Annotated in this window: 24 protein-coding genes; 11 read left to right on the plus strand and 13 right to left on the minus strand. The window is 62.1% G+C overall.

The genetic code is table 11. From position 1 onward, the window contains the following. Positions 1 to 116 precede the first annotated feature (116 nt). Genes OCA5_RS14135 through fdnG form a run of 3 tightly spaced genes read right to left on the minus strand, consistent with a single transcriptional unit; the run spans position 117 to position 4,813 of the window. Complete coding sequence (locus tag OCA5_RS14135; RefSeq protein ID WP_012562324.1) at positions 117 to 788, minus strand: formate dehydrogenase subunit gamma; 672 nt, start codon at positions 786 to 788, stop codon at positions 117 to 119. Further along, positions 785 to 1,723 carry a formate dehydrogenase subunit beta gene (gene fdxH / locus OCA5_RS14140; RefSeq protein WP_012562323.1) on the minus strand — a complete coding sequence of 313 codons (939 nt, stop codon included), beginning with the start codon at positions 1,721 to 1,723 and terminating at the stop codon, positions 785 to 787. The genes OCA5_RS14135 and fdxH overlap by 4 nt, the downstream gene beginning before the upstream one ends. A gap of 15 nt (positions 1,724 to 1,738) precedes the next feature. Continuing rightward, positions 1,739 to 4,813, minus strand: coding sequence for a formate dehydrogenase-N subunit alpha (fdnG, locus tag OCA5_RS14145; RefSeq protein ID WP_013913303.1), 3,075 nt, complete (start codon positions 4,811 to 4,813; stop codon positions 1,739 to 1,741). A gap of 470 nt (positions 4,814 to 5,283) precedes the next feature. Between fdnG and OCA5_RS14155 the strand changes: the two genes are divergently transcribed. Both OCA5_RS14155 and OCA5_RS14160 read left to right on the plus strand, forming a co-directional pair. Next, positions 5,284 to 5,883, plus strand: coding sequence for a TlpA disulfide reductase family protein (locus OCA5_RS14155; protein ID WP_012562320.1), 600 nt, complete (start codon positions 5,284 to 5,286; stop codon positions 5,881 to 5,883). A gap of 1 nt (position 5,884) precedes the next feature. Next, entirely contained in the window at positions 5,885 to 6,991 is a 1,107-nt protein-coding gene (locus tag OCA5_RS14160) for a transglutaminase-like domain-containing protein (protein ID WP_012562319.1), read from the plus strand. Positions 6,992 to 7,063: 72 nt separating this feature from the next. Here the strand turns inward: OCA5_RS14160 and OCA5_RS14165 are convergent, their stop codons facing one another. Beyond that, entirely contained in the window at positions 7,064 to 7,366 is a 303-nt protein-coding gene (locus tag OCA5_RS14165) for a TehB family protein (protein WP_012562318.1), read from the minus strand. Positions 7,367 to 7,391: 25 nt separating this feature from the next. After that, positions 7,392 to 7,550 (minus strand): hypothetical protein, encoded by a 159-nt coding sequence (locus OCA5_RS19175; RefSeq protein WP_012562317.1) that lies wholly within the window; start codon positions 7,548 to 7,550, stop codon positions 7,392 to 7,394. Positions 7,551 to 7,760: 210 nt separating this feature from the next. Between OCA5_RS19175 and OCA5_RS14170 the strand changes: the two genes are divergently transcribed. Further along, complete coding sequence (locus OCA5_RS14170; protein WP_012562316.1) at positions 7,761 to 8,210, plus strand: RrF2 family transcriptional regulator; 450 nt, start codon at positions 7,761 to 7,763, stop codon at positions 8,208 to 8,210. Between the two features lie 9 nt (positions 8,211 to 8,219). Here OCA5_RS14170 and OCA5_RS19320 read toward each other — a convergent pair whose 3' ends face one another. Together OCA5_RS19320 and OCA5_RS14175 are read right to left on the minus strand one after the other, a co-directional pair. Then, complete coding sequence (locus OCA5_RS19320; protein ID WP_012562315.1) at positions 8,220 to 8,372, minus strand: hypothetical protein; 153 nt, start codon at positions 8,370 to 8,372, stop codon at positions 8,220 to 8,222. Between the two features lie 64 nt (positions 8,373 to 8,436). Then, positions 8,437 to 8,817, minus strand: coding sequence for a DUF4345 domain-containing protein (locus tag OCA5_RS14175; protein WP_244396150.1), 381 nt, complete (start codon positions 8,815 to 8,817; stop codon positions 8,437 to 8,439). A gap of 170 nt (positions 8,818 to 8,987) precedes the next feature. On the opposite strand from OCA5_RS14175, the gene OCA5_RS14180 reads away from it, so the two are divergent. After that, positions 8,988 to 10,097, plus strand: a complete 1,110-nt coding sequence (locus OCA5_RS14180; RefSeq protein ID WP_012562313.1) for an ATP-dependent DNA helicase — start codon at positions 8,988 to 8,990, stop codon at positions 10,095 to 10,097. On the opposite strand, the gene OCA5_RS14185 is transcribed toward OCA5_RS14180, so the two are convergent. Then, positions 10,098 to 11,174, minus strand: a complete 1,077-nt coding sequence (locus tag OCA5_RS14185; protein WP_012562312.1) for a flavodoxin family protein — start codon at positions 11,172 to 11,174, stop codon at positions 10,098 to 10,100. It abuts the gene before it with no gap. A gap of 187 nt (positions 11,175 to 11,361) precedes the next feature. On the opposite strand from OCA5_RS14185, the gene msrA reads away from it, so the two are divergent. From msrA to OCA5_RS14200, 3 genes are all read left to right on the plus strand, one after another. Next, positions 11,362 to 12,072 (plus strand): peptide-methionine (S)-S-oxide reductase MsrA, encoded by a 711-nt coding sequence (msrA, locus tag OCA5_RS14190; protein ID WP_012562311.1) that lies wholly within the window; start codon positions 11,362 to 11,364, stop codon positions 12,070 to 12,072. A 38-nt stretch (positions 12,073 to 12,110) separates the two neighbouring features. Beyond that, positions 12,111 to 12,521 (plus strand): peptide-methionine (R)-S-oxide reductase MsrB, encoded by a 411-nt coding sequence (msrB, locus tag OCA5_RS14195; RefSeq protein WP_012562310.1) that lies wholly within the window; start codon positions 12,111 to 12,113, stop codon positions 12,519 to 12,521. A gap of 274 nt (positions 12,522 to 12,795) precedes the next feature. Beyond that, entirely contained in the window at positions 12,796 to 13,086 is a 291-nt protein-coding gene (locus OCA5_RS14200; RefSeq protein ID WP_012562309.1) for a hypothetical protein, read from the plus strand. A gap of 28 nt (positions 13,087 to 13,114) precedes the next feature. Here OCA5_RS14200 and OCA5_RS14205 read toward each other — a convergent pair whose 3' ends face one another. Then, a complete protein-coding gene (locus OCA5_RS14205; RefSeq protein ID WP_012562308.1) occupies positions 13,115 to 13,678 on the minus strand; it encodes a DUF4112 domain-containing protein in 564 nt (187 codons plus the stop codon). Positions 13,679 to 13,893: 215 nt separating this feature from the next. Continuing rightward, on the minus strand, positions 13,894 to 14,709 hold the full coding sequence (locus OCA5_RS14210) for a lytic murein transglycosylase (RefSeq protein ID WP_012562307.1): 816 nt from the start codon (positions 14,707 to 14,709) through the stop codon (positions 13,894 to 13,896). Between the two features lie 217 nt (positions 14,710 to 14,926). Between OCA5_RS14210 and OCA5_RS14215 the strand changes: the two genes are divergently transcribed. Next, the gene (locus tag OCA5_RS14215) at positions 14,927 to 15,268 is read left to right on the plus strand and encodes a Lin0512 family protein (protein ID WP_012562306.1); all 342 of its coding nucleotides are present in this window, start codon (positions 14,927 to 14,929) and stop codon (positions 15,266 to 15,268) included. Between the two features lie 11 nt (positions 15,269 to 15,279). Here OCA5_RS14215 and OCA5_RS14220 read toward each other — a convergent pair whose 3' ends face one another. The 3 genes from OCA5_RS14220 to dnaG all read right to left on the minus strand — a co-directional run bounded on the left by OCA5_RS14220 (position 15,280) and on the right by dnaG (position 22,185). Next, a complete protein-coding gene (locus tag OCA5_RS14220) occupies positions 15,280 to 16,398 on the minus strand; it encodes a tellurite resistance/C4-dicarboxylate transporter family protein (protein ID WP_013913305.1) in 1,119 nt (372 codons plus the stop codon). 1,366 nt (positions 16,399 to 17,764) lie between these two features. Further along, complete coding sequence (rpoD, locus tag OCA5_RS14225) at positions 17,765 to 19,891, minus strand: RNA polymerase sigma factor RpoD (protein ID WP_012562304.1); 2,127 nt, start codon at positions 19,889 to 19,891, stop codon at positions 17,765 to 17,767. A 296-nt stretch (positions 19,892 to 20,187) separates the two neighbouring features. Next, positions 20,188 to 22,185 (minus strand): DNA primase, encoded by a 1,998-nt coding sequence (gene dnaG / locus OCA5_RS14230; RefSeq protein WP_012562303.1) that lies wholly within the window; start codon positions 22,183 to 22,185, stop codon positions 20,188 to 20,190. 335 nt (positions 22,186 to 22,520) lie between these two features. Here dnaG and OCA5_RS14235 point away from each other — a divergent pair, with 335 nt between their 5' ends. From OCA5_RS14235 to OCA5_RS14245, 3 genes are all read left to right on the plus strand, one after another. After that, complete coding sequence (locus OCA5_RS14235; protein WP_012562302.1) at positions 22,521 to 23,321, plus strand: N-formylglutamate amidohydrolase; 801 nt, start codon at positions 22,521 to 22,523, stop codon at positions 23,319 to 23,321. 256 nt (positions 23,322 to 23,577) lie between these two features. Beyond that, positions 23,578 to 23,892: an ArsR/SmtB family transcription factor gene (locus OCA5_RS14240; RefSeq protein WP_012562301.1), complete on the plus strand. Its 315-nt coding sequence runs from the start codon at positions 23,578 to 23,580 to the stop codon at positions 23,890 to 23,892. Next, positions 23,885 to 24,337: an SRPBCC family protein gene (locus tag OCA5_RS14245; RefSeq protein WP_012562300.1), complete on the plus strand. Its 453-nt coding sequence runs from the start codon at positions 23,885 to 23,887 to the stop codon at positions 24,335 to 24,337. Before OCA5_RS14240 ends, OCA5_RS14245 begins: the two co-directional genes overlap by 8 nt. Positions 24,338 to 24,606: the final 269 nt, after the last annotated feature.

Raw genomic sequence — 24,606 nt, forward strand, 5'->3', positions numbered from 1 at the left:
CGATATTGGCTCTCTCATTCGCCTGATGAACACGCTCCAACCTAGCACGTTCTTTGTTTCTGAACGACGCCGGCATGACATGCATGCCGGCGTCGCTATGTTTTATTGCAGTATGCTTACCGCTTCGTCGTGGTAACGAGGTCCTTCAGCCACTTGCGGTGGTGCCGCCAGGCCCAACCGCCAGTCACCTGGCCACGGGTCATTGCACTGATCGTACCACGTACCCAGATACCTGCGTAGACGTGGACGATCCAGACGCAGATCGCCGCAACCGCAGCTCCCGCATGCACCAGAACAGCAATACGCCGCTGCTCGATGCTGAAGTAGCTCGCGAAGTACTCATCCCAGCTCACGATACCTGACACGATCAGCAGGATGATCAGGAGCGACATCGACCAGAACACCATCTTCTGGCCTGCGTTGTACTTGCCGACTTCAGGCAGTTTGCCCTCGTCGCCAGCCAACACGTCACGTAGCCGGCTCAGCCAGACGCTGTCCGTCCTCTTCCAGAGATTGAGCCGGAAGAAGCGGAAGAACAGCCCCATAAAGCTGAAGAACAGCACCACGCCGATCCAGGGATGGAGGACGCGCGTCAACTGTCCACCACCGAACAGACCCGTCAGGAAATACAGGCTCGGGCTGAACAGTGCGAGGCCGGACAACGCGAGCAGCACGAGGCTGATCGCGGTGATCCAGTGGTTGATGCGTGCGCCTACGGTGTAGCGATCAACAATGACCGGTTTGCCGGGGCGGACGCTGTCGCCCGTATCGACTTCCGAGTCGCTCATGACCGTCCCTCCGTCAGCTTCTGGGCGTTCTGCTCATCTTCCTCCGACACCTTGTTGGCGCCGGCGATGGTATGATGCAGGAACCCGAAGGCGGCAAAGGCACCGATCGCCGCGAGACCAGCATACTTGGTCACGCCCTTCCAGACTTCCACGATCGGGCTGATCGAGGGGTTGTTCGGAAGGTTGGCGTAAATCTGCGGCTTGTCGAGATGCTGCAGCACGTACATGACGTGCGTGCCGCCAACGCCCGGAGGATCGTAGAGGCCGGCATTGGTAAAGCCGCGCGACTTGAGATCCTTGATGCGGTGGTCAGCCCACTGCTTCATCTCGTCCTTGGTGCCGAACACGATCGCCTGTGTCGGACACGCCTTCTGACAAGCGGGTCCCTGACCGACCGCAACGCGGTCGACGCAGAGCGTGCACTTGTAGGCCTTGGAGTCGGCCTTCGACAGGCGCGGGATGTTGAACGGGCATCCCTTCACGCAGTAGCCGCAGCCGATGCACTTGTCGTGGACGAAATCCACGATGCCGTTGGAGTACTGCACGATGGCGCCGGGCGCCGGGCAGGCCTTGAGGCAGCCCGGGTCCTCACAATGCATGCAGCCATCCTTGCGGATCAGCCACTCGAGATTGCCGGTTTCGGCATTCTCGTACTCGGTGTAGCGCATCAACGTCCAGGTGTTTTCCGTCAGATCATGCGGGTTGTCATAGACACCCGTATTGATGCCGACTTCCTCGGTGAGGTTATTCCACTCGAGGCACGCCACCTGGCAGGCCTTACAGCCGATGCACTTCGACACGTCGATCAGCTTCGCCACTTCCGTCTGCCGTTTGGCAGGCGGAGTAACGGTGGAGGCCGAACGGCGGACCAGGTCCTGCTCACCGAACTTCGCGGGGGCCGGATTAAGGGTCGGGTTAGGAACAGGTGTAAACATGTCTTTGCCCTCCCTTTAAGCCACCGGACCCGAGATGGGTTCGATATTGACAAGGAACGCCTTGGTCTCCGGCGTCTGCGAGTTGGCGTCACCGATCGCTGACGACAGCGCGTTGATCGGTGCTGCCTTCTTGGTTTCGCCGACGAAGCCGAAGTTGAGCGGCAGTCCCACCTGATGCACCGTTTTGCCATCGATCATGAACGGCTTGATGCGCTTGGTGACCACTGCTTTGCCCTTCACCTCGCCGCGCTTCGACCAGACCCGGACCTGCTGGCCGTGCCTGATGCCCTTCTCCTTGGCGAGTTCTTCCGACAACTCGACGAAGAACTCAGGCTGCATCACCGCATTGGCATGCACGGTCTTCGTCCAGAAGTGGAAGTGCTCGACGAGGCGATAGGTGGTGCCAACGATCGGAAACTCGTCGGACGTGCCGAGAGCTTCGCGGTCGTATTTGTACACCCGCGCCACTGGGTTGCCCTTGAGCTTCGGGAACACCAGGTTCGGAACCGGCGATTCAAACGGCTCCATATGCACCGGGAACGGACCGTCGGCCAAAAGCCCACGAGTCCAGAGACGTGCGACACCCTCCGCCTGCATGATGAAGGGGCCGACTGCACGGTCCGGCGGGATGGTCGGTACGTAGTCCGGAACATCCGGACCCGTCCAACGCTCACCGTTCCAGTACATGTACTTCTTGGCTTCGCTCCACGGCTTGCCGTCGGGGTCGGCCGAAGCACGGTTGTACTGAATGCGGCGGTTGGCCGGCCACGAGAAGCCCCAGTTCGGGTAGACACCCAGACCCGACGGGTCGGAGTTGTCGCGCCGCTGAGCCATGTTGCCGGTCGGACCATAGAAGCCGGTGTAGATCCACATACAGCCGTCAGTGGAGCCGTCGTCCCGCATTTCAGCAAACGAGGCGAGACGCTGCCCCGCTTTGCGGATCACCTTGCCGGTAGCGTCCTTGACGTCGGCCAGCGCCTTGCCGTTGAGCTCGGTCTGGAGTTCGTCAGTCGACGGTTCGAGCGGGTGTTTATAGCTCCAGTCGACAGCCATGAGCGCATCAACGCCCTTGCCGCCTTCCTTCTCGTAGAGCTTGCGAATCCGCATGAACAGATCCGCAAGGATCTCGACGTCCGGCTTCGACTCGTAGTGAGGATCGGCCGCCTTCCACTTCCACTGGATGACGCGGCTCGAGTTGGTGACGCTACCGTCCTCCTCGCACCACATCGACACCGGAAGCATGAAAACTTCGGTCTTGATCTGGGACGGATCAGCTTTGTTGAATTCGCCGTGATCTTCCCAGAACCGGACCGAGTCGGTCTCGATCGGGTCCATGCTCACGAAGTACTTCAACTTCTTCAGACCTTCGCGAACCTTGTTCGAGTTCGCGATTGCCATCATCGGGTTGAAGCCCTGACAGATCAGACCGTTGGTCTTACCCTCATTCATCAGGTCGAACATCGTGATGCAGTCATAGACCCGGTCGAGCTTCGGCAGATAGTTGTAGCCGAACTCGTTCTCAGGCGTCGCCTTGGCGCCGAACTGCGACTTCAGGAAGCTGACATAGAACTTGCGGTAGTTCTGCCAGTAACTGGTCTGGTTCGGTGTCAGCGGCTTGAACGTTCGCTTCGCGAGATGCGACTCGAGCGTCGGCTCGGCATCGGTCGGCAGTGCCAGATAGCCGGGGGTCGCCGCCGTCAGCGTACCGACGTCGGTGATGCCCTGCACGTTGGAGTGACCGCGCAATGCGTTCACGCCGCCGCCCGGGACGCCGATATTGCCGCAGAGGAGCTGGATCATCGCCGCGCTGCGGATGTTCTGGGCACCGTGCGAATGCTGGGTCCAGCCGAGAGCGTACATGATCGTCATCGAGCGTTCGCCGTTGGCGGTCGTCGAGACCCAATCGGCAACCTTCAGGAACTTGTCCTTCGGTGTGCCGCAGACCTTCTCAACCAACTCGGGCGTGTAGCGCTCGAAGTGCTTCTTCATGAGCTGGAAGACACAGCGCGGATCCTGCAGCGTCATATCGCGAATGGCGAAGCCGTCAGGTCCGAACTTGTACTCCCACGTGCTGCGGTCATACGAATGCTTGCTCTCGTCGTATCCCGAGAACAGACCTTCGTCGAACGCGAACTCGTCCTTCACAATGAAGGAAGCGTTCGTGAAGTTGCGCACGTACTCTTTATGAATCTTGTCCTTGGTGAGCAGATGGTTGATCACCCCCGACAGGAACGTGATGTCCGATCCGGAGCGGATCGGCGCATAGTGGTCCGCCACAGCCGCCGACCGGTTAAACCGGGGGTCAACGACCATCAGCTTGGCGCCACGCTCGGCCTTCGCCTCGGTGACCCACTTGAATCCGCAGGGATGTGCTTCCGCTGCGTTACCACCCATAATCCAGACGAGATCAGCGTTCTTGATGTCCGTCCAGGAATTCGTCATTGCACCGCGACCGTATGTGGAGCCCAAACTGGCCACCGTCGGTCCGTGTCAAACTCTCGCTTGGTTTTCGATCTGGAGAAGCCCCAGACCCCGCGACACCTTGTAAGTGAGCCAGCCAGGCTCGTTGGCGAGGGAACTGCCGGCGAGGAACGCCGTGGAGACCCAACGGTTGACCGTCACGCCGTCCCGGTTCTTCTCGATCCAGTTGGCGTCGCGATCGTCCTTCATCAGCCGCGCCAGCCGATCCATCGCGAAGTCCCAGGTGACACGCTCGAACTGCGTGCCGCCAGGCTTGCGGTACATCGGATATTTCACACGCGATTTGGACTTAATGTAATCAAGAGCGCCGGCACCCTTCGGACACAGCGTTCCGCGGTTGACCGGGTGATCGACGTCACCCTCAATATGGGTGACCTCCATTTTGCCCTTCTCGGTCTTGCTCTCAGCCGAGTAAATCATCATGCCACAGCAGACGGCGCAGTAAGGGCACTGTCCACGGGCTTCTCTGGTCTGGGCGAGTTTGAAAGGCCGGATCGATAACGCATGGGCTGCTTCGATTTCACCAAATCCAAGAGCACCAAGGCTGGTCCCCGCCAAACCCGCGCCGGCGCCAAGCATAAACGAGCGCCGCGAGAGTTCTATGTTCATAGAACATTCCTCCGAGTGTGGCCCCCAACGGGGGACGGCCAAACTTACTTTAGAGTTTGTCAAAAGAAAAAGTAGACCCAGATCAAACCACTGTCAAAGCAGCCCTTTTACAGTTCATGGGGGAAAACCTCGGCTCACGAGGCTCTTTCGGGAACCTTGGGAACCTGCTGCGACGCGGTATCTTGTTGCAAAAGTTTGCATATTTACTCGGCTGGAGAGCGCCTACGAAATGCGCACCCTGCGACAACATGGTGCTAGTTATTTCGTCGCAGCACGAGCCGTTTGACGACAACTAGGCGGCGTCTCACAATAACAGTGTGGCTATCCACACTGCTCCCGCGGGCCGGGGCCTTCGAATCAACCGACAATGCACAGGCACGCATCCTGAAGATGCGCTATGTCTGAGTGCGATACGTCAGTCTCCCTGCCCTGCCTCCCTTATCAAAACGGTCTTCAAGCGCGGCCTTGCCGTGCTTCTCGCCGTGTTCGCATCGGCAAGTCTCGCACTGCCGGCGGCAAGCTCGCCGGCCGACTCATCCAAAACCGGCGCGGCAGCGCTGACGGTCTGGTCCGGCAGCGAAAAGCCTGCCTTCTCACTCGACACCCTGCACGGTGAACGGCGCGACCTGGCGGCGCTCGCAGGCAAGGTCGTTCTCGTGCATTTCTTTGCGACATGGTGCGAACCCTGCATACGAGAAATGGGTTCGCTGCAGCGACTTTCCGAAATTTCTCAAGATCAGCCGCTCGCCATCGTCGCGGTCGATGTAGCCGAGGTCGATTTGCGTGTGCGGGCGTTCTTCGAGAAACGGCCAGTTGACTTCGCTGTTCTGCTCGACCGCGATCGCGCGGTGAGCAAGGCGTGGGACGTCACCTCACTGCCGACAACCTTCGTGCTCGACGCGACGCTGGCACCGAAACTCTTCGTTGAAGGTGACCTCGACTGGTCGCACCCCGAAATCCTGACGGCGCTTCAATCTCTCTATCCGACCGCCGCAGGCCGCAACCGGACCCATTCCGCAGAGCCCGGCCGCAATCAATCCCAACAACCGGATATCCATAGAGGAGGATAACATGCAACGACGTGATTTTCTGAAAGGTACGGCAGTTCTGTCACTGGCAGCAGCATTCCCCAGCGCCGCCCGCGCGGAGGTGGTGTTCGCCCCGAAGCCCGGCGCGTGGCGGACAGTCGAACTCGTCACCAAGCTCGAGCTCGACAAGCCGGAAGGCAAGATGCAGGCGTGGATCCCGCTGCCGTCGGTCAAGGAAGACGAATGGATGCGGCCGGGCGAGACCCAATGGACCGGCAACGCGGCCAAAGTCGAACGCGTGCGCGACCCGAAATACGGCGCGGAAATGCTGCACGTGACCTGGAAGGACGGTGAAAGTGCACCCGTCATTCAGGTGACCAGCCGCGTCGCGATGCGTGACCGCGATATCGATCTCAGCAAACCCGGGAAAGCCAAGTCTCTCAGCGATGCCGAGCGCAAGCTCAACCTTGAAGGTACCGAACTCATCCCGGTCGATGGCATCGTCAAGCAAACCTCGGACAAGATCGTCGCTGCCGCCAACGCCAAGTCCGATATCGAGAAGGCGCGCGCGATTTACGACTGGGTCGTCGAGAACACGGTACGCGTTGCATCAACGCGCGGCTGCGGCATCGGCGACGTCGCATCGATGCTGAAGAGCGGCAACCTCGGCGGCAAGTGCGCCGATCTCAACGCCCTCTATGTCGGCCTCACCCGTGCGGCCGGCGTGCCTGCGCGCGATGTGTACGGCATCCGCGTCATTCCCTCGCAGTTCGGCTATAAGAGCCTCGGTGCCGGCTCGGCTAACGTCACCAAGGCCCAGCATTGCCGTGCCGAAGTCTTCCTGGAAGGCTTTGGCTGGGTGCCGGTCGATCCAGCGGACGTCCGCAAAGTCATGCTCGAGGAGCCGCCGGCGAATCTTGGGATCAACGATCCGAAGGTCGTTGCTGCGCGGAAAGCGTTGTTCGGTGCGTGGGAAGGCAACTGGGTCGCCTACAACACCGCGCACGACGTCGCGCTGCTCGGCAGTTCGCATCCCAAGCTCGGCTTCCTGATGTATCCGCAGGCCGAGCGCGCTTCGCTCCTGCTGGATTGCCTCGATCCCGACAAGTTCAGGTACGCCCTGAGCGCCACGGAAGTGAAGTCGAGCTGAGCCACGCTCACACCGGCGCCATACGACTCCGGCAATGACGGCGAGCCTGCCGTCATTGCCCGATCTTCAAATCTACTGCTTCGGCTTGCTGGCCCGGTAGAACTCCACGAACATCCGGCCCGGCTCGACGAACTTCACATGATGAGCGACTTCGCTCTCGATCACGACGGTTTCGCCGACCCGCACCAGCCGTTCGCCGACATGTGGCGGCTCGAGACTGTAGAGCACCGCCCCTTCCAGAACATGCAGGAGGCCCCAGGTTCCCGCCTTCGTCGCGTGGCCCGCCTGCAGCTTGGCCGGCAGTTTGTCCGAGCTGAACTCCGGCGAGCGCGCATAGGCCTCCACACCGGGAGGCAAATGATCTGGAATGCTCATGAGCGCCTCGTCTGTTTGATCGGGATCAGGCTATCGCTACCACGAACAGCATGCCGATCACGACCATAATCAGACCACCGACAAGCATCGGAATGAGCGAACTGGTGGCCTGGGATTCGGACTGGCCGTCGGTCGTAAGCGTCGCCAGTTCCTCGCGGTGAACTGTCATTGAGGCTTTGGACATCGGTTTAACCCTTTCCTGAGCAAAACGCCCCGAGCCCGGATCGCCCTGCTACTTTTGGGTAGCGAGCCGCTAGGCATAAAACATATATTATGAATACCTGTTTTGCAAACGGCGGGGCCGACGAAGGAATGGCCAAAATACTTATAGAATACCTCTGGATGTATCTTTAAGCGGGTTATGGTAGGATTCCTGCTCTCGGGGACCTCTGCTATGCGATTGACCAATTTTTCAGACTATGCGTTGCGCATTCTGATGTACGCGGCGGCCCAGAACGACCGTCTCATCACCATCGAAGAGACCGCCGAAGCCTACGGCATTTCGCGAGCGCATCTGATGAAGGTCGCGAATCAGTTGACGCGGGCCGGCTACCTCAAGGCGACGCGCGGCCGCTCGGGCGGACTGGCGCTCGCCAAGCGGCCCGACCGCATTCGCCTGAGTGATGTCTTGCGCGCGACAGAGCCGGACTTCTCGCTGGTGGAATGCCTCACCACGAACAATCTTTGTGTGATCTCACCACGCTGCCGCTTGCGAGGCGCACTCAACGAGGCGCTCGCCGCCTTCCTCGAAACGCTCGACGGTTACACGCTCGATGATCTGATCCTGAAGCCGAAAGATTTTGGCGTCCGCCCTGTTGCAACAGCCGGCGCGCGCAAACACTAACGCGCCGCCTCAAACCCGCGCGGGGCGATCCGTCCGCTCGAAGATGATGCCCGGCGCAGGATCGTCATCATCCGCAAAATGACGATAGACATTCAGCGCGACGACCACCGCGCCAATGATGATCGCGGCCATGACGAGGCCAAGCACGATCCGCTTCAGCATCCGCATCGCTCCACCGCAGCCGTGGAAAGCCGCACGCCGCTGCTGACGATGTCGCTCACGGCCGCTACTCTACGTGATGCGTGAGGCCGCGCAGGCCAAGCCAGATCAGCGGGACAAATACCAGTTCCATGAACAGCATGAACAGACTGCCGACCGTCGGTGCCGGTCGCAGGGTGAGCGTATAGAGATGCGCGAGGCCGCCGATGAAAATCAGGAACGATAGCGTGCCGATCCGCTCGCGATGAGTCCCGATGTGCGGAATCGCCATCGCGAACATCACGCCCATCGCCGCCGACATCGCGGAAAGATAACGGAAATAGCTGTCGACCAATCCGCCGTTACGGCCGTGAATTAGTTCGACGCCCAGAACGGCACCGGCGATACCGGCGACGATCAGCACGACGGCCGCAAATCCGGTCGCAAGCTGCAGAATGATTCGTCCCATCGCCCTCACCACCTGCGGCTGTTCCGCGTCGCCGAACGCCGCCATTATAAGGAGGAAGTCACCGCAACCGAGACAGTTTGTCGTGATATCCCGCCTCGAATCGCGCAAATCGCGACGCGGCTGCGCGAACGCCTATACCACACGGCTTATCCTCTCTATATCGAAGCCCCATGCCGACGTTCACACCCCATCAGGACCAGGCGCTGTCCGCCGTCAGTGCCTGGCTCAAAGCCAAGCCCGGCCGCGGAAACACGCCGCAGGTGTTCCGCCTGTTCGGCTATGCCGGAACGGGCAAGACCACCCTCGCCCGCCATATCGCCGATGCCGTCAATGGCGAGGTGAAATTCGCGGCCTTCACCGGCAAGGCCGCGCTCGTGATGCGCAACAAGGGCTGCGACGGCGCTTCGACCATCCATTCGCTGATCTATCGCACGCGCGAGACCGGCGATGAGCAGCCGAGCTTCGAGCTGTGGGACGATGCCCCCGCCTCGAAGGCGAAGCTCATCGTCATCGATGAATGCTCGATGGTCGATGCCGATCTCGGGCGCGACCTGATGTCGTTCGATTGTCCCCTGCTCGTGCTGGGCGATCCCGCGCAATTGCCGCCGATCGCGGGCGGCGGTTTCTTCACCGAAGCCGAGCCCGACGCGATGCTCACCGAAGTCCATCGTCAGGCCCAGAACGACCCGATCGTGCGGATGTCGATGGCGATCCGCGAGGGCCGTGCGCTCGAGAGCGGGCAGTTCGGCGAAAGCGAAGTGGTGAGCCGCTCCGCGCTCGACCCCAACCGCGTGATGGCAGCGGACCAGATTCTCGTGGGACGCAACGCCACCCGCCGCGCCTACAACATGCGCGTGCGGCAGAAGAACGGAATCGAGGAGCTTCTGCCGGTTGCGGGCGACAAACTCGTCTGCCTCCGCAACAACCGCAAGAAGGCCCTCTTCAACGGCGGGCTGTGGCGGGTGAAGGCGCGCGCGCAGTCGAAGTCGAAGATCATCACCATGCGCCTGTCGCCGGAGGAAGACTTCGGCGCCAAAGTTACCAAGGTCTCGGTGCGCGCCGACTGCTTCAACGGCGGCATCGAGGAATTGCCGTGGGAGCAGCGCAAACCCTACGACGAATTCGATTACGGCTACGTCCTCACCGTCCACAAATCGCAGGGCTCGCAGTGGGACGACGTCGTGCTGTTCGACGAGAGCTTCGCTTTTCAGGACAGTCGCGCGCGCTGGCTCTACACCGGCATTACTCGCGCAGCGAAGCGGCTCTGCGTCGTGGTGTGATCACTTAGGTCTCGCGTCCTCGATGTCATCGTCCGGGCGCTGATACGTTCCGGCGCGGGCGAGTCTGATAGCATTGGCCAGTGCCTGCGCGGCATTTTGTGTCTGCTGCTGAAACGCCTCGTCGTGATCGAGCGCCTGATGCGAGGTCGCATAAGGCTCCATGTAGCCGATATATCCATCCACCTCCGCGGTGCGGGTCGCGCCGACGAGCGACATATCCGTCAGCCAGTCGCACAATGAACGCCGCACGCCCTCGGCACCCACCGCATCGCCGTGAGCGACCACCGCGAAATGGCGACCTTCGAGATGCTTCGGATAATCCCATCCTGCCAGCTCGATCGCCTTCGCCTCGGCGGCCCGCTTGCCGTGGGTCGATGTCGGATCGGGGTTGCCTCCGTCCGCGCACACCAGCCGGTCGATCATCGCTTTCAACGTCGTCGGCGTCTGATACCAGTGCACGGGCGTCACGATCATGATGCCGTGCGCGCCGACCCAGAGCGGATAGATCTCGTTCATCCAGTCATTGGTCTGCCCGAGCGAATAGTTCGGGTAGCAACTGCACGGCCAATGGCACAGCGGCATCGCGGTCGACACGCACGCCTTGCAGGGGTGAATGTGCTTGTCGTATTCCGAGACCTGCCGGGACAGATCAAGCAGATCGACGATGAATCCCTCCTGCACGAAAACCGATCGCGCGAGCTCGACGAGCCGCCACGTCTTCGACATCTCGCCCGGACAGGTATGCTCGCTGCGCGGTGAGCCGTTGATGAGCAATATCCGCATCGCCTCATTGGGATCATCGTGCCGCGCTTGCGCCGCCGCGATGGCTGCCCGCGCATTGAGCCAATCGATTGCGAGATCGTAATCCGGATCGGAAAAGCCGGGCCCGGCCTTGCGGATGAGCGGCGACTTCCGCGAATGATCGTAGGCATCCCACGCCGCCTCGACGATTGCTGAAAGTTCATGCTGCAGAGGGGCGAAAGCCGGATCGACAAACTGGTCGAGAAAGCGCCGCTCAAAATCCGCTCGCGATAATTTGACGGGCGGCATTCCTTTCCGGACATCGATGTCGGCCATTCAAAAGCCTTGTCAAAAGCGTTGGAAAATCATGCGGAAAATTACAACGCTTCGAGAACGAGGGCCGAACGGTCATGTTCCCCCGCGTGGGCTTGAGCCGTCGATACGCACCAGCGTAACAACCACCCGGGCGGCACGTATGGTAGGCTGAGAGGCTGCTATCGCCTCGCCTGTGAGGATTACTTCCATGATGCGCCCGCACTTTTCCCGCCGCGCCGTATTTGCCGCGCTCGGCGCGGTTGCCTTCGCCGCCCTGACCTTCGGTCAGAGCCAGGCTGAACCTTTTGTCATCTCGCCACCGAAGACCGATATCGCGGCGTCGCCCGCGCCACGCTCGATCGTGCTCGCCGGCGGCTGCTTCTGGGGCGTGCAGGGCGTCTACCAGCACACCAAAGGCGTGATCGAAGCCGTCTCGGGCTATGCCGGCGGCCCCGCGGAGAAGGCGCGTTACGACGCCGTTTCCACCGGCGCGACCGGCCACGCCGAAGCGGTGAAAGTCACTTACGACCCGAAGGAGATCAGCCTCGGCAAAATTCTGCAGATCTATTTCTCCGTGGTGCATGACCCGACGCAGTTGAACCGGCAGGGCCCCGACACCGGCACGCAATATCGCTCGGCAATCTTCACCTCGGAGCCCGAGGAGCGAACGCTCGCGACCAGCTACATCGCCGAGTTGAACGCCGCGAAGGCCTACAAGCGGCCGATCGCTACCAGGATCGAACCGCTCGAGGGTTTCTATGCCGCGGAAAATTATCATCAGGACTACCTGACGCTGCACCCCTCGCAGCCTTATATTGTGTTCTACGATCTTCCAAAGATCGAGAATCTCAAGAAGCTGTTCGCCGCAAATTATCGCGACAAGCCGGTGCTGGTCCGCGATGCCAAAGCGACCAACTAAGGCCGCTCATTGAAGGCGACCCACTGAACGAGGAACGCATGACGACAAAATCTCCGGCCGCGCGCGTCGAGAAATCCGAACAGGAGTGGCGTAGCGAACTCACGCCGATGCAGTATTCAGTGCTGCGCGAGAAGGCGACGGAGCGTCCCTTCTCCGGTGAATACGATCACTCGTTCGATCCCGGCACCTATGTCTGCGCCGGCTGCGGTCAGCCGTTGTTTTCCTCCGACGAGAAATTCGATTCCGGTTGCGGCTGGCCGTCGTTCAGCGCACCGGTAGCATCCGAAACAATTGCGGAGGAACACGATACAAGCCACGGCATGGTCCGCACCGAGGTTCTGTGCGCACGCTGCCACGGCCATCTCGGCCATGTTTTCGACGATGGACCGGGGCCGACGGGGCTGCGTTACTGCATTAACTCTGCGGCGCTGAAACACGAGCCGAAATGAGCGAACACACGCATCGCGAGTTCCTCTCGCTCTAAGTGCTTGATTCTCCGGGCGCTTGATAAAGGCGCGATTTAAAGGGGCCTCTGCGTGGAATAACCCGCGCGGGGGCCTTTGTTCATCATGCTGCGACTCCGAGGTCGCAATTTCTGCCGAAAGCTCCTATATTAAGGACCAATGAAAAAGCGCGGCGCCTTGCAGCATTCCGTTCGGGATTACTTGGCAGCAGCCGCGGTCATGGTTCATACCCAACTTTGAATAACGAGAGGCCGAAACGATGGCGGCATTTAACTACAACACCGAAGCCGAACTTTTCCCCGCAGCCATTCGCAAGAAGAAGCGCGCCGGCTTTGCTTATCGCCGTTTCGGCACCGCGGCCGAGGCTGTGCAGTTCGCGATCGAGCAACTGCCGGCGGATTCCCTGAACGGTGCTTACCTGCAGGTGGACGAAGCGCGTTTCGACCAGAACGGCATCCGTTCGCTCTATGAGAGCAGCGCCTTTCCGCTGCCGCGCCGTCGTGATCTCGACGAGGAAGAAGCAAAGTCCGAGGCGACCGGCGTCGCCTGAGGCCTCAGTCCTTTCCTTTTCCTGATGCTCAATCCATCCGCGGCTGCTTGTCCATCCAGCGCCGCAGCATGCGGATGTTGCGCATGTTCGCGCGGAAGACGACGTCGAACGCGTCGCCCGCGAACGGCACCAGCCCGACGACACCATCGAGTGCGACGTTACCCAGCATCCGCGCGATGAGATGCGCAGGCGCACCGAGCGCGCGTGCCTCGCGCACCAGCCACAACGAGATCGCCGTCGTCAGCAGATCGCCGACCACCGGAATAAGACCGATCAGCCCGTCGATGCCGTAACGCACATTCGTGCCCGGCAGAACGAAGGCGACATCCATCAGCCGCGCCAGCGCCTCGATGCGGGCAAACCGCTGCGCGCGCGTGAGCGGGCCGAAGCCGAACGCCATGCCGCTGAAGCCCTGCCCGAAATTCGGATCAGCGCCAAAGCCGCCGCGGCCGAACGTATCCTGCCCAAACGGATCGCGCCCGACATGCACCTCGTTGCCATCCTGATCGATGACAGGCGGCGGCCGGCGCGGGCGGCTCTTGCGCGCGCTCGGCTGCGGGCCTGCAAAGAAAGTGTCCGATTTCGCAGTCACGGGGCCTGGTCCTATCCATCAACAAACGGTACGTCTTGAAACGGTAAGCCTTGCATTTAGGCCTGCGGAAATTATGGCGCAAATGGCCGACACGGCAATGTGACGCAACGTGAAGCCGCCTGCGGCATGCCCAACGGACGCCCCGCAAGCCGGCGATATCCTGCGGACAACGCAAAGGCCCGCCGTTGGTTCGGGCATGAGGCGGCCGGATTGGCCTATTGCGCCAGCTTGTCGGCGAAATAGGCGATGGTCTTGCGGTAGATCACCGCCCTGTTCCACTCGCGCATCGCCTCGAAATTGGCGCTGCCCTCGTGATAGTCGGCACCGTTCTTGAAACCGCTGACATGCAGCAGGTTCGCGGTGGAGGCCAGCACATCCGGCACGCTGTGGCGCAGATCGACATGGCCGTTGCCGTCGAAATCGACGCCGTACTTGATGTAGCTCGACGGCAGGAATTGCGTCTGGCCGATCTCACCCGCGAACGCACCGACCATATCATCGAGCCGCAGATCGCCCCGCTGCACGATCTTCAGCGCCGCGAGCAGCTCGCCCTGAAACAGTTCGGTGCGACGGCAGTCATGCGCGAGCGTGGCGAGCGTGCGGATCACCGAGCGCTTGCCCATGTCGCCCTTGCCGTAATCGGTCTCAAGCCCCCAGATCGCAACGATGATCTCCGGCGGCACGCCGAAGCGCTTTTCGATCCGCGACAGCAGCGAGGCGTTCTTCTGCAGCATCAACCGGCCGCTCTTGATGCGCTGGGCGCTGACGCGGGTCGCGGCATATTCCTCGAAGCTTTTCTTGAAGGTGCCGCGCTGGCGGCGGTCGAACGACAGCACCGCGGGATCGTGCGTCACGCCGGCGAGCGCCTGGCTCACCACGTTCGGCGAGATGCCCGCGGCGATCGCCTCCCGCGAGAAGCTCGAAATGAAGCTGTTGAAGTCGCCACCGCATTGCGCGGCGGCCGCGGGTGTGGCGGCACTGATGGCGCCAAAAAGGCCGAACGAAATAACGAGACCAAACAATTTGCGCATGAAACCCTCTCTGCAGCCTCCCGCGCCCCCGCGTGGCGATCCCGCTTCGCTTATAGCAGGCGAATCGGGGTCCGAGGATAACGCATCGGTGTTGTTACCCCGTGCCTGAAGGCAAGGTGATGAAGGCCGGCACAGCGGCCTGCGGTTGTGCTAGGTCAAACCCGGAAGCCGATGAGGCCGGTAAGACAAACAGCATCTCAATTGCAGGACACGATCCATGGCAGCGAAGCGCATTTTTCTGGAAGTCGGCACGGGCAATGACTGGCATGGAGGCAACTACACCAAGGCTGCGATCCGCGCGGTGGAGGACGCCATCCACCATTCCTCGCTGGTGCTGCTGAAGACGCTCGACCTCGACCCGTCCAAGATGCAGGTCGAAGTGACGATCGGCGTGCAGCAGCCCGAGAAGGTCGATCCCGCGGCGGTGAAGGCGGTTCTGCCGCACGGCCAGATCAAGGTCGACGTCGTGAGCGGCGGGCTGAATGTGCCCAACAGCGGACCGGACGACATCACCATCATTGCGACCGCGGCCATCGCGGTGCATCTCGATCTCGCCTGAGCACCTGCCGGTCACGGCAGCTTCACCACGCCGGTCGCGCGCCGGGGCACACAGCCGGACGCACCGCCCTCGCCCCGCTGCCAGTGCCGCCACAGCGTTACCACGAGGCCGACCGCCGTGAGCGACCACGCGGCAAGCGCGATCCACACCATGACGCGCGAGAGCGCGGCCAGCGCGCCGATGTCCGCGGCCTGGGCGAGGCGCAGGCTTGCGAGCGCATACATGCCGAGCGGGAAGACGAGGCTCCAGAACAGCGGCGTATAGGTCAGCGGCTGGCGATGGACGATGTGCGTCCAGATGCCGAAGGCGACGAGCAGCGGGATCCACCACGTCGCCCAGGCCCACATCACCAGCGTCGCGCCTTCGACGAACGGCCGCATCGCGGTGAGGAACGGCTGCGCGACATCGGTGACGATCAGCACCGCACCGGCATTGGTGGAGATCGCGGCGGCGCCCATCACCACCCAGAGGATCGGCGTGAGGTGCTCGGGCTTGACCGGTGCGAAGAACACCCGGTGCGCGAACAGCACGATGAAGATCGCGTACAGAACGACGCCGACGCCCCACAGCATGTGGCTGAACAGCACGAGCTGCGCCGCCGACGCACCGAAATACGGCGCGACGAACACGCCGTGCAGCGCCACCGCCTCGGTCGCGACGATCGCGATCAGCCAGCCGCCAAAGATGATGTCGGTGCGCTCAGTGCCGTTGCCGAGGATCAGCACGGTGAAGCCGAGATAGGTGAGCGCGAGCCAGAGCCCGAGCGCGGCAAACCACATCACCAGCGCAACGCTGCCATAGCCGCGCAGCCCGAGCCCGACGCCGAGCACGTCAGTCGCCGCGACCAGCGTGAAGAACGCGAACACGAGTTTCGGATCGGTGAGGTCGCGCCACAGCGCGCGGAAGAACACGAGGCCACGCAGCAACGTCATCGCAAGCAGCACGACGAAGGCGACAACATTGACGACAAGCAGCACGTTCGAAATGCCGCGATGGCCTTCGAACCACATTGCATTGGCGATGATGCCGGTTGCCATCACCAGCGCGAAGTAGCCGGGAAACAGCGTCTCGATCCACGTGCGGCAGGTGGCGTAGCAATCGCGCGCGGTGATGGCGGCAGTCTCGGCCATGCTCAGTTCGCCCTCTGCCCGATGTGGCTCAGGTTTGTTCGGACCGCCATGCGCGGGCCCGCCCCGCGCATCCATCGATAATGAACTCTCACGCTCACGCAACGTCTCCTCAATTCGCAAAGCTTATAGCATGAGGAATCGCGGCGGGGGATGACGTATCCCTTCACCTCTCACCGATGGGGAGAGGTCGCGAGCCATCAGCGTACTTACGCACGTCTTCCACGCGCCACGGCGAGCGGGTGAGGAGGCTCTTGACATCTCTCCGGATCGTATCTCTGGATCGTACGCCCTCACCCGGAGGCGCTCGCTGTCGCTCTCGCCCCCGACCTCTCCGTAGCCCGTCGAAGACGGGCGTAAACGCCCTTTCGGGGAGAGGTGAAGAGGCATGCGCAAACCGTCCTTGTTCTTTGGACGGCACAACGCGTAGGGCCTGCCCCGTTCGCGTCTATAAAGCCCGCGCCTATCTGTGGACGTGCATCATCTGCCCTGTTCTTGTGTCGGCGCGGGCGCGCCCGGACTTTCAAGCCGCTTCCCTCTTTGACGAGGGCGCACGGAACGCCGGATGCGAGGTGCATCCGCAGCCTCATGCGCGATAAAAACAAGCGCACGAGCAAGTCACCACGAAAGCACCGGACACATCCGGCGTTCCGCGCGCGATGGTTTTTTCGGCTTGCTTCGTGCTCTCCCCGGCAACGGCCGCAGCCTGACGCCGTCGTCTCCGCGGTACTTGCTTGCGCCCGGTCGGGCAGCGCGCAAGAGCAGTCCGGATTTCGGAAGGACCACACGACTTGGGCCGGCGCGCAAAGCGATGCGAAAGGGGCGTATCTCCACCCGATCACACCGCGCAGCGTTGTCGTCCGCCGGAGGCCGCGCCCTCACGCGTCACCGGCTCTTGAGCGCGCCCTCTGTACGAGACGCACACTCGCGCACCGGGCCTGCGCCCTGGGCACTTTCCTCGGCGCGACGCTGCCGCGTCCACCGCATCCCGCCCCGCGCCTCATGACGATCGCGAGCCGCCCCTCGGTGAGTGGAGCGGGATAGATAGGAATATAATCATAAAATCGAATTTGTCAATCGTATCCGCTGGTCGGCTTCGCGGCCCGCATTTGAAATAGAATCGGCGGCTCGTCATGCCCGGCTTTATGCCGGGCATCCACGCCTTCCATTGCTGAAGCTTTCCAAGACGTAGATGACCAGGACAAAAGGGCGTTCACGCCCGTCTTCGCCGGGCTATGCCCGGCCATGACGGAGCCGGGAACGACGATTGAGGGCATTCCTCCTCGCCAACAAAAACGGCGGACCTCTCGGCCCGCCGTTTTTGTTCGATGGATTGCCGGGTCAAGCCCGGCAATGACAATCTGAGAGATCAGTTATCCAAAAAGCTCCGCAGCTTCCGCGACCGCGACGGATGCTTCAGCTTGCGCAGTGCCTTCGCCTCGATCTGGCGGATGCGTTCGCGCGTCACCGAGAACTGCTGGCCGACTTCTTCGAGCGTGTGGTCGGTGTTCATGCCGATGCCGAAGCGCATGCGCAGCACGCGCTCCTCGCGCGGCGTGAGCGAGGCGAGCACGCGCGTCGTGGTCTCGCGCAGGTTCGACTGGATCGCCGCGTCGATCGGCAGGATCGCGTTCTTGTCCTCGATGAAATCGCCGAGGTGTGAGTCTTCCTCGTCGCCCACCGGCGTCTCGAGCGACAGCGGCTCCTTGGCGATCTTGAGAACCTTGCGCACCTTCTCGAGCGGCATGCCGAGCTTTTCGGCCAGCTCTTCCGGCGTCGGCTCGCGGCCGATCTCGTTCAGCATCTGGCGCGAGGTGCGCACGATCTTGTTGATCGTCTCTATCATGTGCACCGGAATACGAATGGTGCGCGCCTGGTCTGCAATGCTGCGGGTGATCGCCTGCCGGATCCACCACGTCGCGTAGGTCGAGAATTTGTAGCCGCGGCGATACTCGAACTTGTCGACCGCCTTCATCAGGCCGATGTTGCCTTCCTGAATGAGATCGAGGAACTGCAGGCCGCGGTTGGTGTATTTCTTGGCGATGGAGATGACGAGGCGAAGGTTCGCCTCCACCATTTCCTTCTTCGCCTGCCGCGCCTCGCGCTCGCCCTTCTGCACGCCGAGCACGATCTTGCGGAATTCGCCGATCTCGAGGCCCGTCAGCGCCGCAAGCTGCTGCACCTCGTGGCGCAGATCCTTGATCTTGTCCTTCTCGTGCGCGACGAAATTCTTCCAGCCCTTGGCCGAGAGTTTCGAGACGCGGTTGAGCCAGCGCGGGTCGAGCTCGGAGCCGACATAGTTCTTCAGGAAGTCCTCGCGGCTCACGCCGTGGCTGTCGCCGAGGCGGAACAGGCGTCCCTCATAGGACACGAGGCGCTTGTTGATGTCGTAGAGCTGCTCGACAAGACTGTCGATGCGCGCCTGATTCAGCCGCAGCGACTTCACCTCGACGATGATCTCGTCCTTCAGCTTCTTGTACTTGCGCTCCTGCGACGGCGAGAGCGACTCGCTCTGCAGCTGGTTGGCGATGTCCTGCTCCTGCAGGCGACGCAGCTTCTTGTACTCGGATGCGATCTTGTCGAAGGTCTCGACCACGCGCGGCTTCAGTTCAGCCTCGATCGCGGCGAGCGACATCTGGTTCTCGAACTCATCGTCCTCGTCCCCCTCGCCTTCGGAGGCGGAGGCGTCATCGCCGGCAGCCGGCGCCGGGCGGAACGGGGTCGCGGTCTGCGGCGCGGTCTGCGCGGCGGCCGCCTGCGCGGGCATCACCTGCACGGTGCCGTCGCCGTTGACGATGGCGTTGGTCGGCTGACCGTCCGGGCCGGACGGGCCCGCGATCATGGCGGTGTTGACGCCGCCCTTGCCCTCGGGACCCGCATAGGTCGCCTCGAGATCAATGATGTCGCGCAGGAAAATCTTGCCTTCGTTGAGTTCGTCGCGCCAGATGATGATCGCTTGGAAGGTCAGCGGGCTTTCGCACAGCCCCGCGATCATTGCTTCGCGGCCGGCCTCGATGCGCTTGGCGATCGCGATTTCACCTTCGCGCGACAGCAATTCCACCGTGCCCATCTCGCGCAGATACATGCGGACGGGATCGTCGGTGCGCTCGCCGGGCTCGGACTTCTTGGTTTCGGTGACGGCCTTGGAGGTGACCTCGACAAGCTCGTTGTCGGTGTCGTCGTCAGCCTCGTCCTTCTCTTCTTCCTCGTTGTCGGCTTCGTCGGACTCGGAGACGTTGATGCCCATGTCGGAGAGCATCGCCATGATGTCCTCGATCTGCTCGGGCGAGGTCGTGTCGGAGGGCAGCACTTCGTTGAGCTGGTCGAAGGTGACGAAGCCGCGCTTCTTCGCCTGCTTGATCATCTTCTTGACGGCGGCGTCGGAGAGATCGAGCAAGGGCGACGGCGCGTCGGCGGAATCCTTTTCGGGCGTCTCGGCAGCCTTCTGTTCTTTTTCCTTATCCTTGACCGCTACCGTCTTCGCCTTGGTGGCCATTCTGTCGCTCCTGAAACGCACGCCGCGCGTAAGATTATGCCTCGCGCGAAATTCGTAATTGTGCCCCGCACCGGCCGAGGAGCCGCGCGGTTCTCATCAACGGGCTGACACACAAAAGGTGGCGCGCACCCTGCGCCACCCTTTGATCTGTCCTACGATCGAGCCGCCGTTTTGGCCCACAGGCCGTTAATCTTCGATTAACCCTGTATTTGCGGGTAAATCCTCGTTTTGGCGAGTCTTTTTCGCAAAGGCCCAGTTCCTCGACCTGAGTTCCTCCGCGCTATCCTTCCAGCCCGTCAGGCGCGGAACCGCCCCGACGATTCGCCGAATCCCTCGATCAGCGCCTCAAGCCCATCCGCCGCCGCAAGCCGTGCTTTGACATCCTGCAGCCAGGCGACATGCGCCTCGGTGTTCTCGTGCCCAAGTGCCTGTTCGGCATCCTTTAATTCCCTAAGTAGGGCGTGCGACTGCCGATGCAAGGCAACAAGCTGGTGCCAGGTCGCTAAAACATCCTCGCGGGCGGCACCGGCTTCAGCGCCCCACACGTTGCGGGTCGTCAGTGTACTCTCAACCATTTGAATTTGCTTTGAAAAACCATTTCGTGCCAGCCAGTCGGCAATCCGGCTGCGCTCCGCCTCGGAATCGTCGGTCGCGCCATATTGGGCAAACGCCGCGATAATGCCTTCGCGCAATTTCACCGAATCCGGGTGGGCGAGCTCGAGTTTTGCCGCTTCCTCAAGGTGATCCTGCAAAAGCCAGGGGTGATTGAGGAGCGATTGCAGGATCAGCGCCTCGCGGCGCGACAGCGTGCTGCGCTGGCCGCGGATCAGCGGCGAGTTCGCAAGCTGCGGGCTCATCGCCTGATAAGGCCCCCGGCCAAGCGCAAACGCGGCTGTGGACAGCCCGCCCCGCCCCCCCGGCCGCATGGCGGAACCTGGCCCATTCCGCGCCGGAAAGCGGCGTGCTGATTCGTTGCGGAAGCCGTTTCGCGGCCCGCCATAGCCGCCCCCCGTCCCCGTCGTCTCGGGCGCGAACATCCGGCGCAGCCGCTCGGCAAAATCCTGCCGATAATAGCGCCGCACCACCTCGTCGCCGATCTCGCGCATCAGGTCGCCCAGCCGCGCCTCGAGCGCCGCGCGCCGCTCCGGCGTTGCGAAGTCCACACCTTCAGTCGCCATCGCCCACACCACATCCGCAAGCGGACGGGCGGCAGCGAACACTTCATCGAGCGCGGCGCGGCCGCCGCTGCGCGCAAGGTCGTCAGGGTCCTGCCCTTCCGGCATCATCGCAAAGCGCAGGCTCTTACCGGGCTTGAGATGCGGCAGCGCAAGCGAGGCTGCACGCAACGCCGCGCGCTGGCCCGCGCCGTCGCCATCGAAACACAGCACCGGCTCATCCGCCATCCGCCACAACAGCGCGAGCTGGTTCTCGGTCAGCGCGGTGCCGAGCGGCGCCACCGCGCCGGGAAAGCCCGCGCCGACCAGCGCGATCACATCGACATAACCTTCAGCGACGATCACCGGCGCGCCGTCACGTACCGCCTGCCGCGCCATCGCCTGATTGTAGAGATTGTCGCCCTTGTGGAAGAGCACACCGTCGGCGGAGTTCAGATATTTCGCCGGGGCATCCTTCTCCATCGCGCGGCCGCCGAACGCGATGATGCGGTTGCGCTGATCGGTAATCGGAAACATCACGCGATCGCGGAAGCGATCGTAGGGGACAGGAATGTCGTCGCCGGCGCTGAGGAGCCGCGCCTCGATCATGTCGTCAACCGATACACCGAGACCGCCGAGATGCTCCTTCAAGGCGAAACGATCCGGCGGCGCGTAGCCCATGCGGAACTGCAACTGCGTCGCCCCGGAAATGCCGCGGTCGGCGAGATAGCCGCGCGCCCGCGCGCCGCTGCGCGAAGTGAGCGTGTCCGCGAAGAACTTCGCGGCCAGTTCCATCACCTCGTAGAGCGTCTTGCGGCGCTGCTCGTGCCGCGCGGCATCCGGCGTCACCGCGGGCAGCGCCACGCCCGCCATCGCCGCGATCCGCTCCACCGCCTCGACGAAGCCGACGCCTTCGGTCTCCATGATGAAGTCGAAGATGTTGCCGTGCTTGCCCGAAGAGAAGTCGTGGTAGAAACCCTTCTGGTCGTTCACCGTGAACGAGGGCGTCTTTTCCTGATGGAAAGGCGAGAGGCCCTTCCACTCCTTGCCGGCCCGCTTCAACTTCACGCGCTTGCCCACGACTTCCGAGACCGGAAGCCGCGCGCGCAGATCTTCAAGAAATTGAGGCGTGAACCGCATCGAAACCGGGAAGCCTCCAGCCGGGCATGAGTGTGAGTCGAAAACGAGTCCTAGGGTATTGAAAACGAATCCTTGGACTGCCGAAGACGAGTCCTTGGAATATAGGGCCGCGGACCCGCTTTGCCTAAACAGGGCGAAAACTCCGGACTTGTCGCCGCTATTCACAGGATTTTGCGGCCCTCGGTATCCCAGAGTGGCCAAAGACACTGCCCTCGGCCCAGCCCCCACCCCCGCCCGGCTGTTCTCACCCTTCGCGCCGCCGATGCGTTTCGGCGGCGAGCCTGCTAGGCTCGCCCTCAAGCCGGGGCGGCGAATTTCGAAAGGACGGATCAGCCATGACCATATCCTTCACCCCTTCGCTGCTCGACGCCGATGAAGTCACCCCGGTGCGCGAGGACAATGCCGAGAGCACCTCGCCCTTTCTCATCACCTGCGATCACTACGGCCGGCTCATTCCAGCGAGCCTCAGCAAGCTCGGCCTCTCCGCCGACGAACTCGAGCGCCACATCGCATGGGACATCGGCATCGCGGGCGTTGCGACGCGGCTTGCGAAGGCGCTCGGCGCGCATCTCATCGCCCAGCGCTACTCGCGCCTCGTGATCGACTGCAACCGCCCATTTGAGAGCCCCGGCTCGATCCCGCGCCTCAGCGAAGCGACTTCCATTCCCGGCAATGACGGCATCGACAGTGACGAGATCGCCGCGCGGCGGCGGGAGATTTTCGCGCCCTATCACACGCGCATCGCGCAAACGCTCGACCGCCGCGCCGAGAAGCGGATGCCGACGATCCTGATCTCGCTGCATTCGTTCACGCCGCTCTATGCGGGCGTGGCGCGGCCCTGGCATGTCGGCACGCTCTATCAGAACGGCTACGGCCTGCCGCCGCTTCTTCTTGAGCTGCTGCGTGCGGAAGGCAGTCTCGTCGTCGGTGACAACGAGCCGTATGCGGTGAGCGACGCCACCGACTACACGATCCCGGTGCATGGCGAGCGCCGGCGCCTCATCAATTCCGGCATCGAGATCCGGCAGGATCTCATCACGGAGGCGAGCGGACAGGAGGAATGGGCCGAACGCCTCGCCCGCATCCTCCGCGTCGTCGAAGGCCGCCTGCTGGCGCAGGGGCTGGTGAAGCGGTGAGGCGTGCCCTCACCTCTCCCCGAAAGGGCGTTCACGCCCGTCTTCGACGGGCTATGGAGGAGAGGTCGGCGCCATAAGCGCAACGCGCCATGACGTCAGGTGAGGGGGCACCGATACTCGATCGAGGCATCTAAAGCCCCTCACCCCAGCCCTCTCCCCAACGGGGAGAGGGAGCACTTACAACACAAGCATCGCTCGTCGATCATCAAAACACATTCCTTGACATGCAACCATTTGGTTGCCTATTATCCAGACCATGGATGAGGTCTTCAAGGCATTGGCGGACGCATCGCGGCGTTCACTGCTCGACAGGCTTCATGCCCGCAACGGCCAGACATTGCTTGAGCTTTGCAGCGGCCTCGCCATGACGCGGCAGGCCGTCACCAAACATCTCGCAATACTGGAAGACGCCAATCTCGTCGTCACGATCAGGCATGGCCGCGAGAAACTGCACTACCTCAACCCCGTTCCGATCCATCAGATCGGCGAGCGATGGATCAGGAAGTTCGAGCACGACCGGCTCGCGGCACTGAGCACGTTGAAAAAGCAGTTGGAGAAGCGTGATGAGTAAACCCGAATTCGTCTACGTCACCTACATCAGGACAACGCCCGACAAGCTCTGGCATGCGTTGACCGACAAGGACTTCACAAAGCGCTACTGGATGGACTGCACGCTGACGTCCGACTGGAAGGTCGGCTCGCGCATGACGATGGAGCGCGAGGGCGAAGTGAAGAACGAATGCGTGATCCTCGAATCCGATCCGCCGCACAAGCTGTCCTATAGCTGGCAGTCGATCTTCGACGAAGACATGCACAAGGAAAAGCCCTCGAAGGTGACGTATCTGATCGAGCCGCGCGGCAGCGTGGTGAAGCTCACCGTCACCCACGAGAACTTCGCCGCGGGCAGCCGGACGCTGGAGAGCGTCTCGAGCGGCTGGCCGATGGTGCTCGCGAGCCTCAAGAGCATTCTCGAAACCGGCGAGCCGATGGTGCTCGATCCATATCGCGATGCGTAGGGCCACGACGTAAGCGACAATGCGTTCCCTCGCCCCGTTCTTACGAGGAGAGGGTTGGAGTGAGGGGCTTTGGGTGCCTCAATTGAAATTGTGTCCCCCTCACCCGCGCCTGCGGCGCGACCTCTCCCCACTGGGGAGAGGTGAAGAAAGAAGCCTCGATCAATAAGTGATGTCGTCCCCGCGCAGGCGGAGGACCCGGCATCTTATAAAAAGCCTGCGCTCCCGCGTTCGCGAAAACGACGTGGGAATGAGGCTTCGCTTTTAGCTGG

Origin of the sequence: Afipia carboxidovorans OM5 (assembly GCF_000218565.1) — a bacterium.
In the GTDB taxonomy this organism is placed as follows: Bacteria; Pseudomonadota; Alphaproteobacteria; order Rhizobiales; family Xanthobacteraceae; genus Afipia; species Afipia carboxidovorans.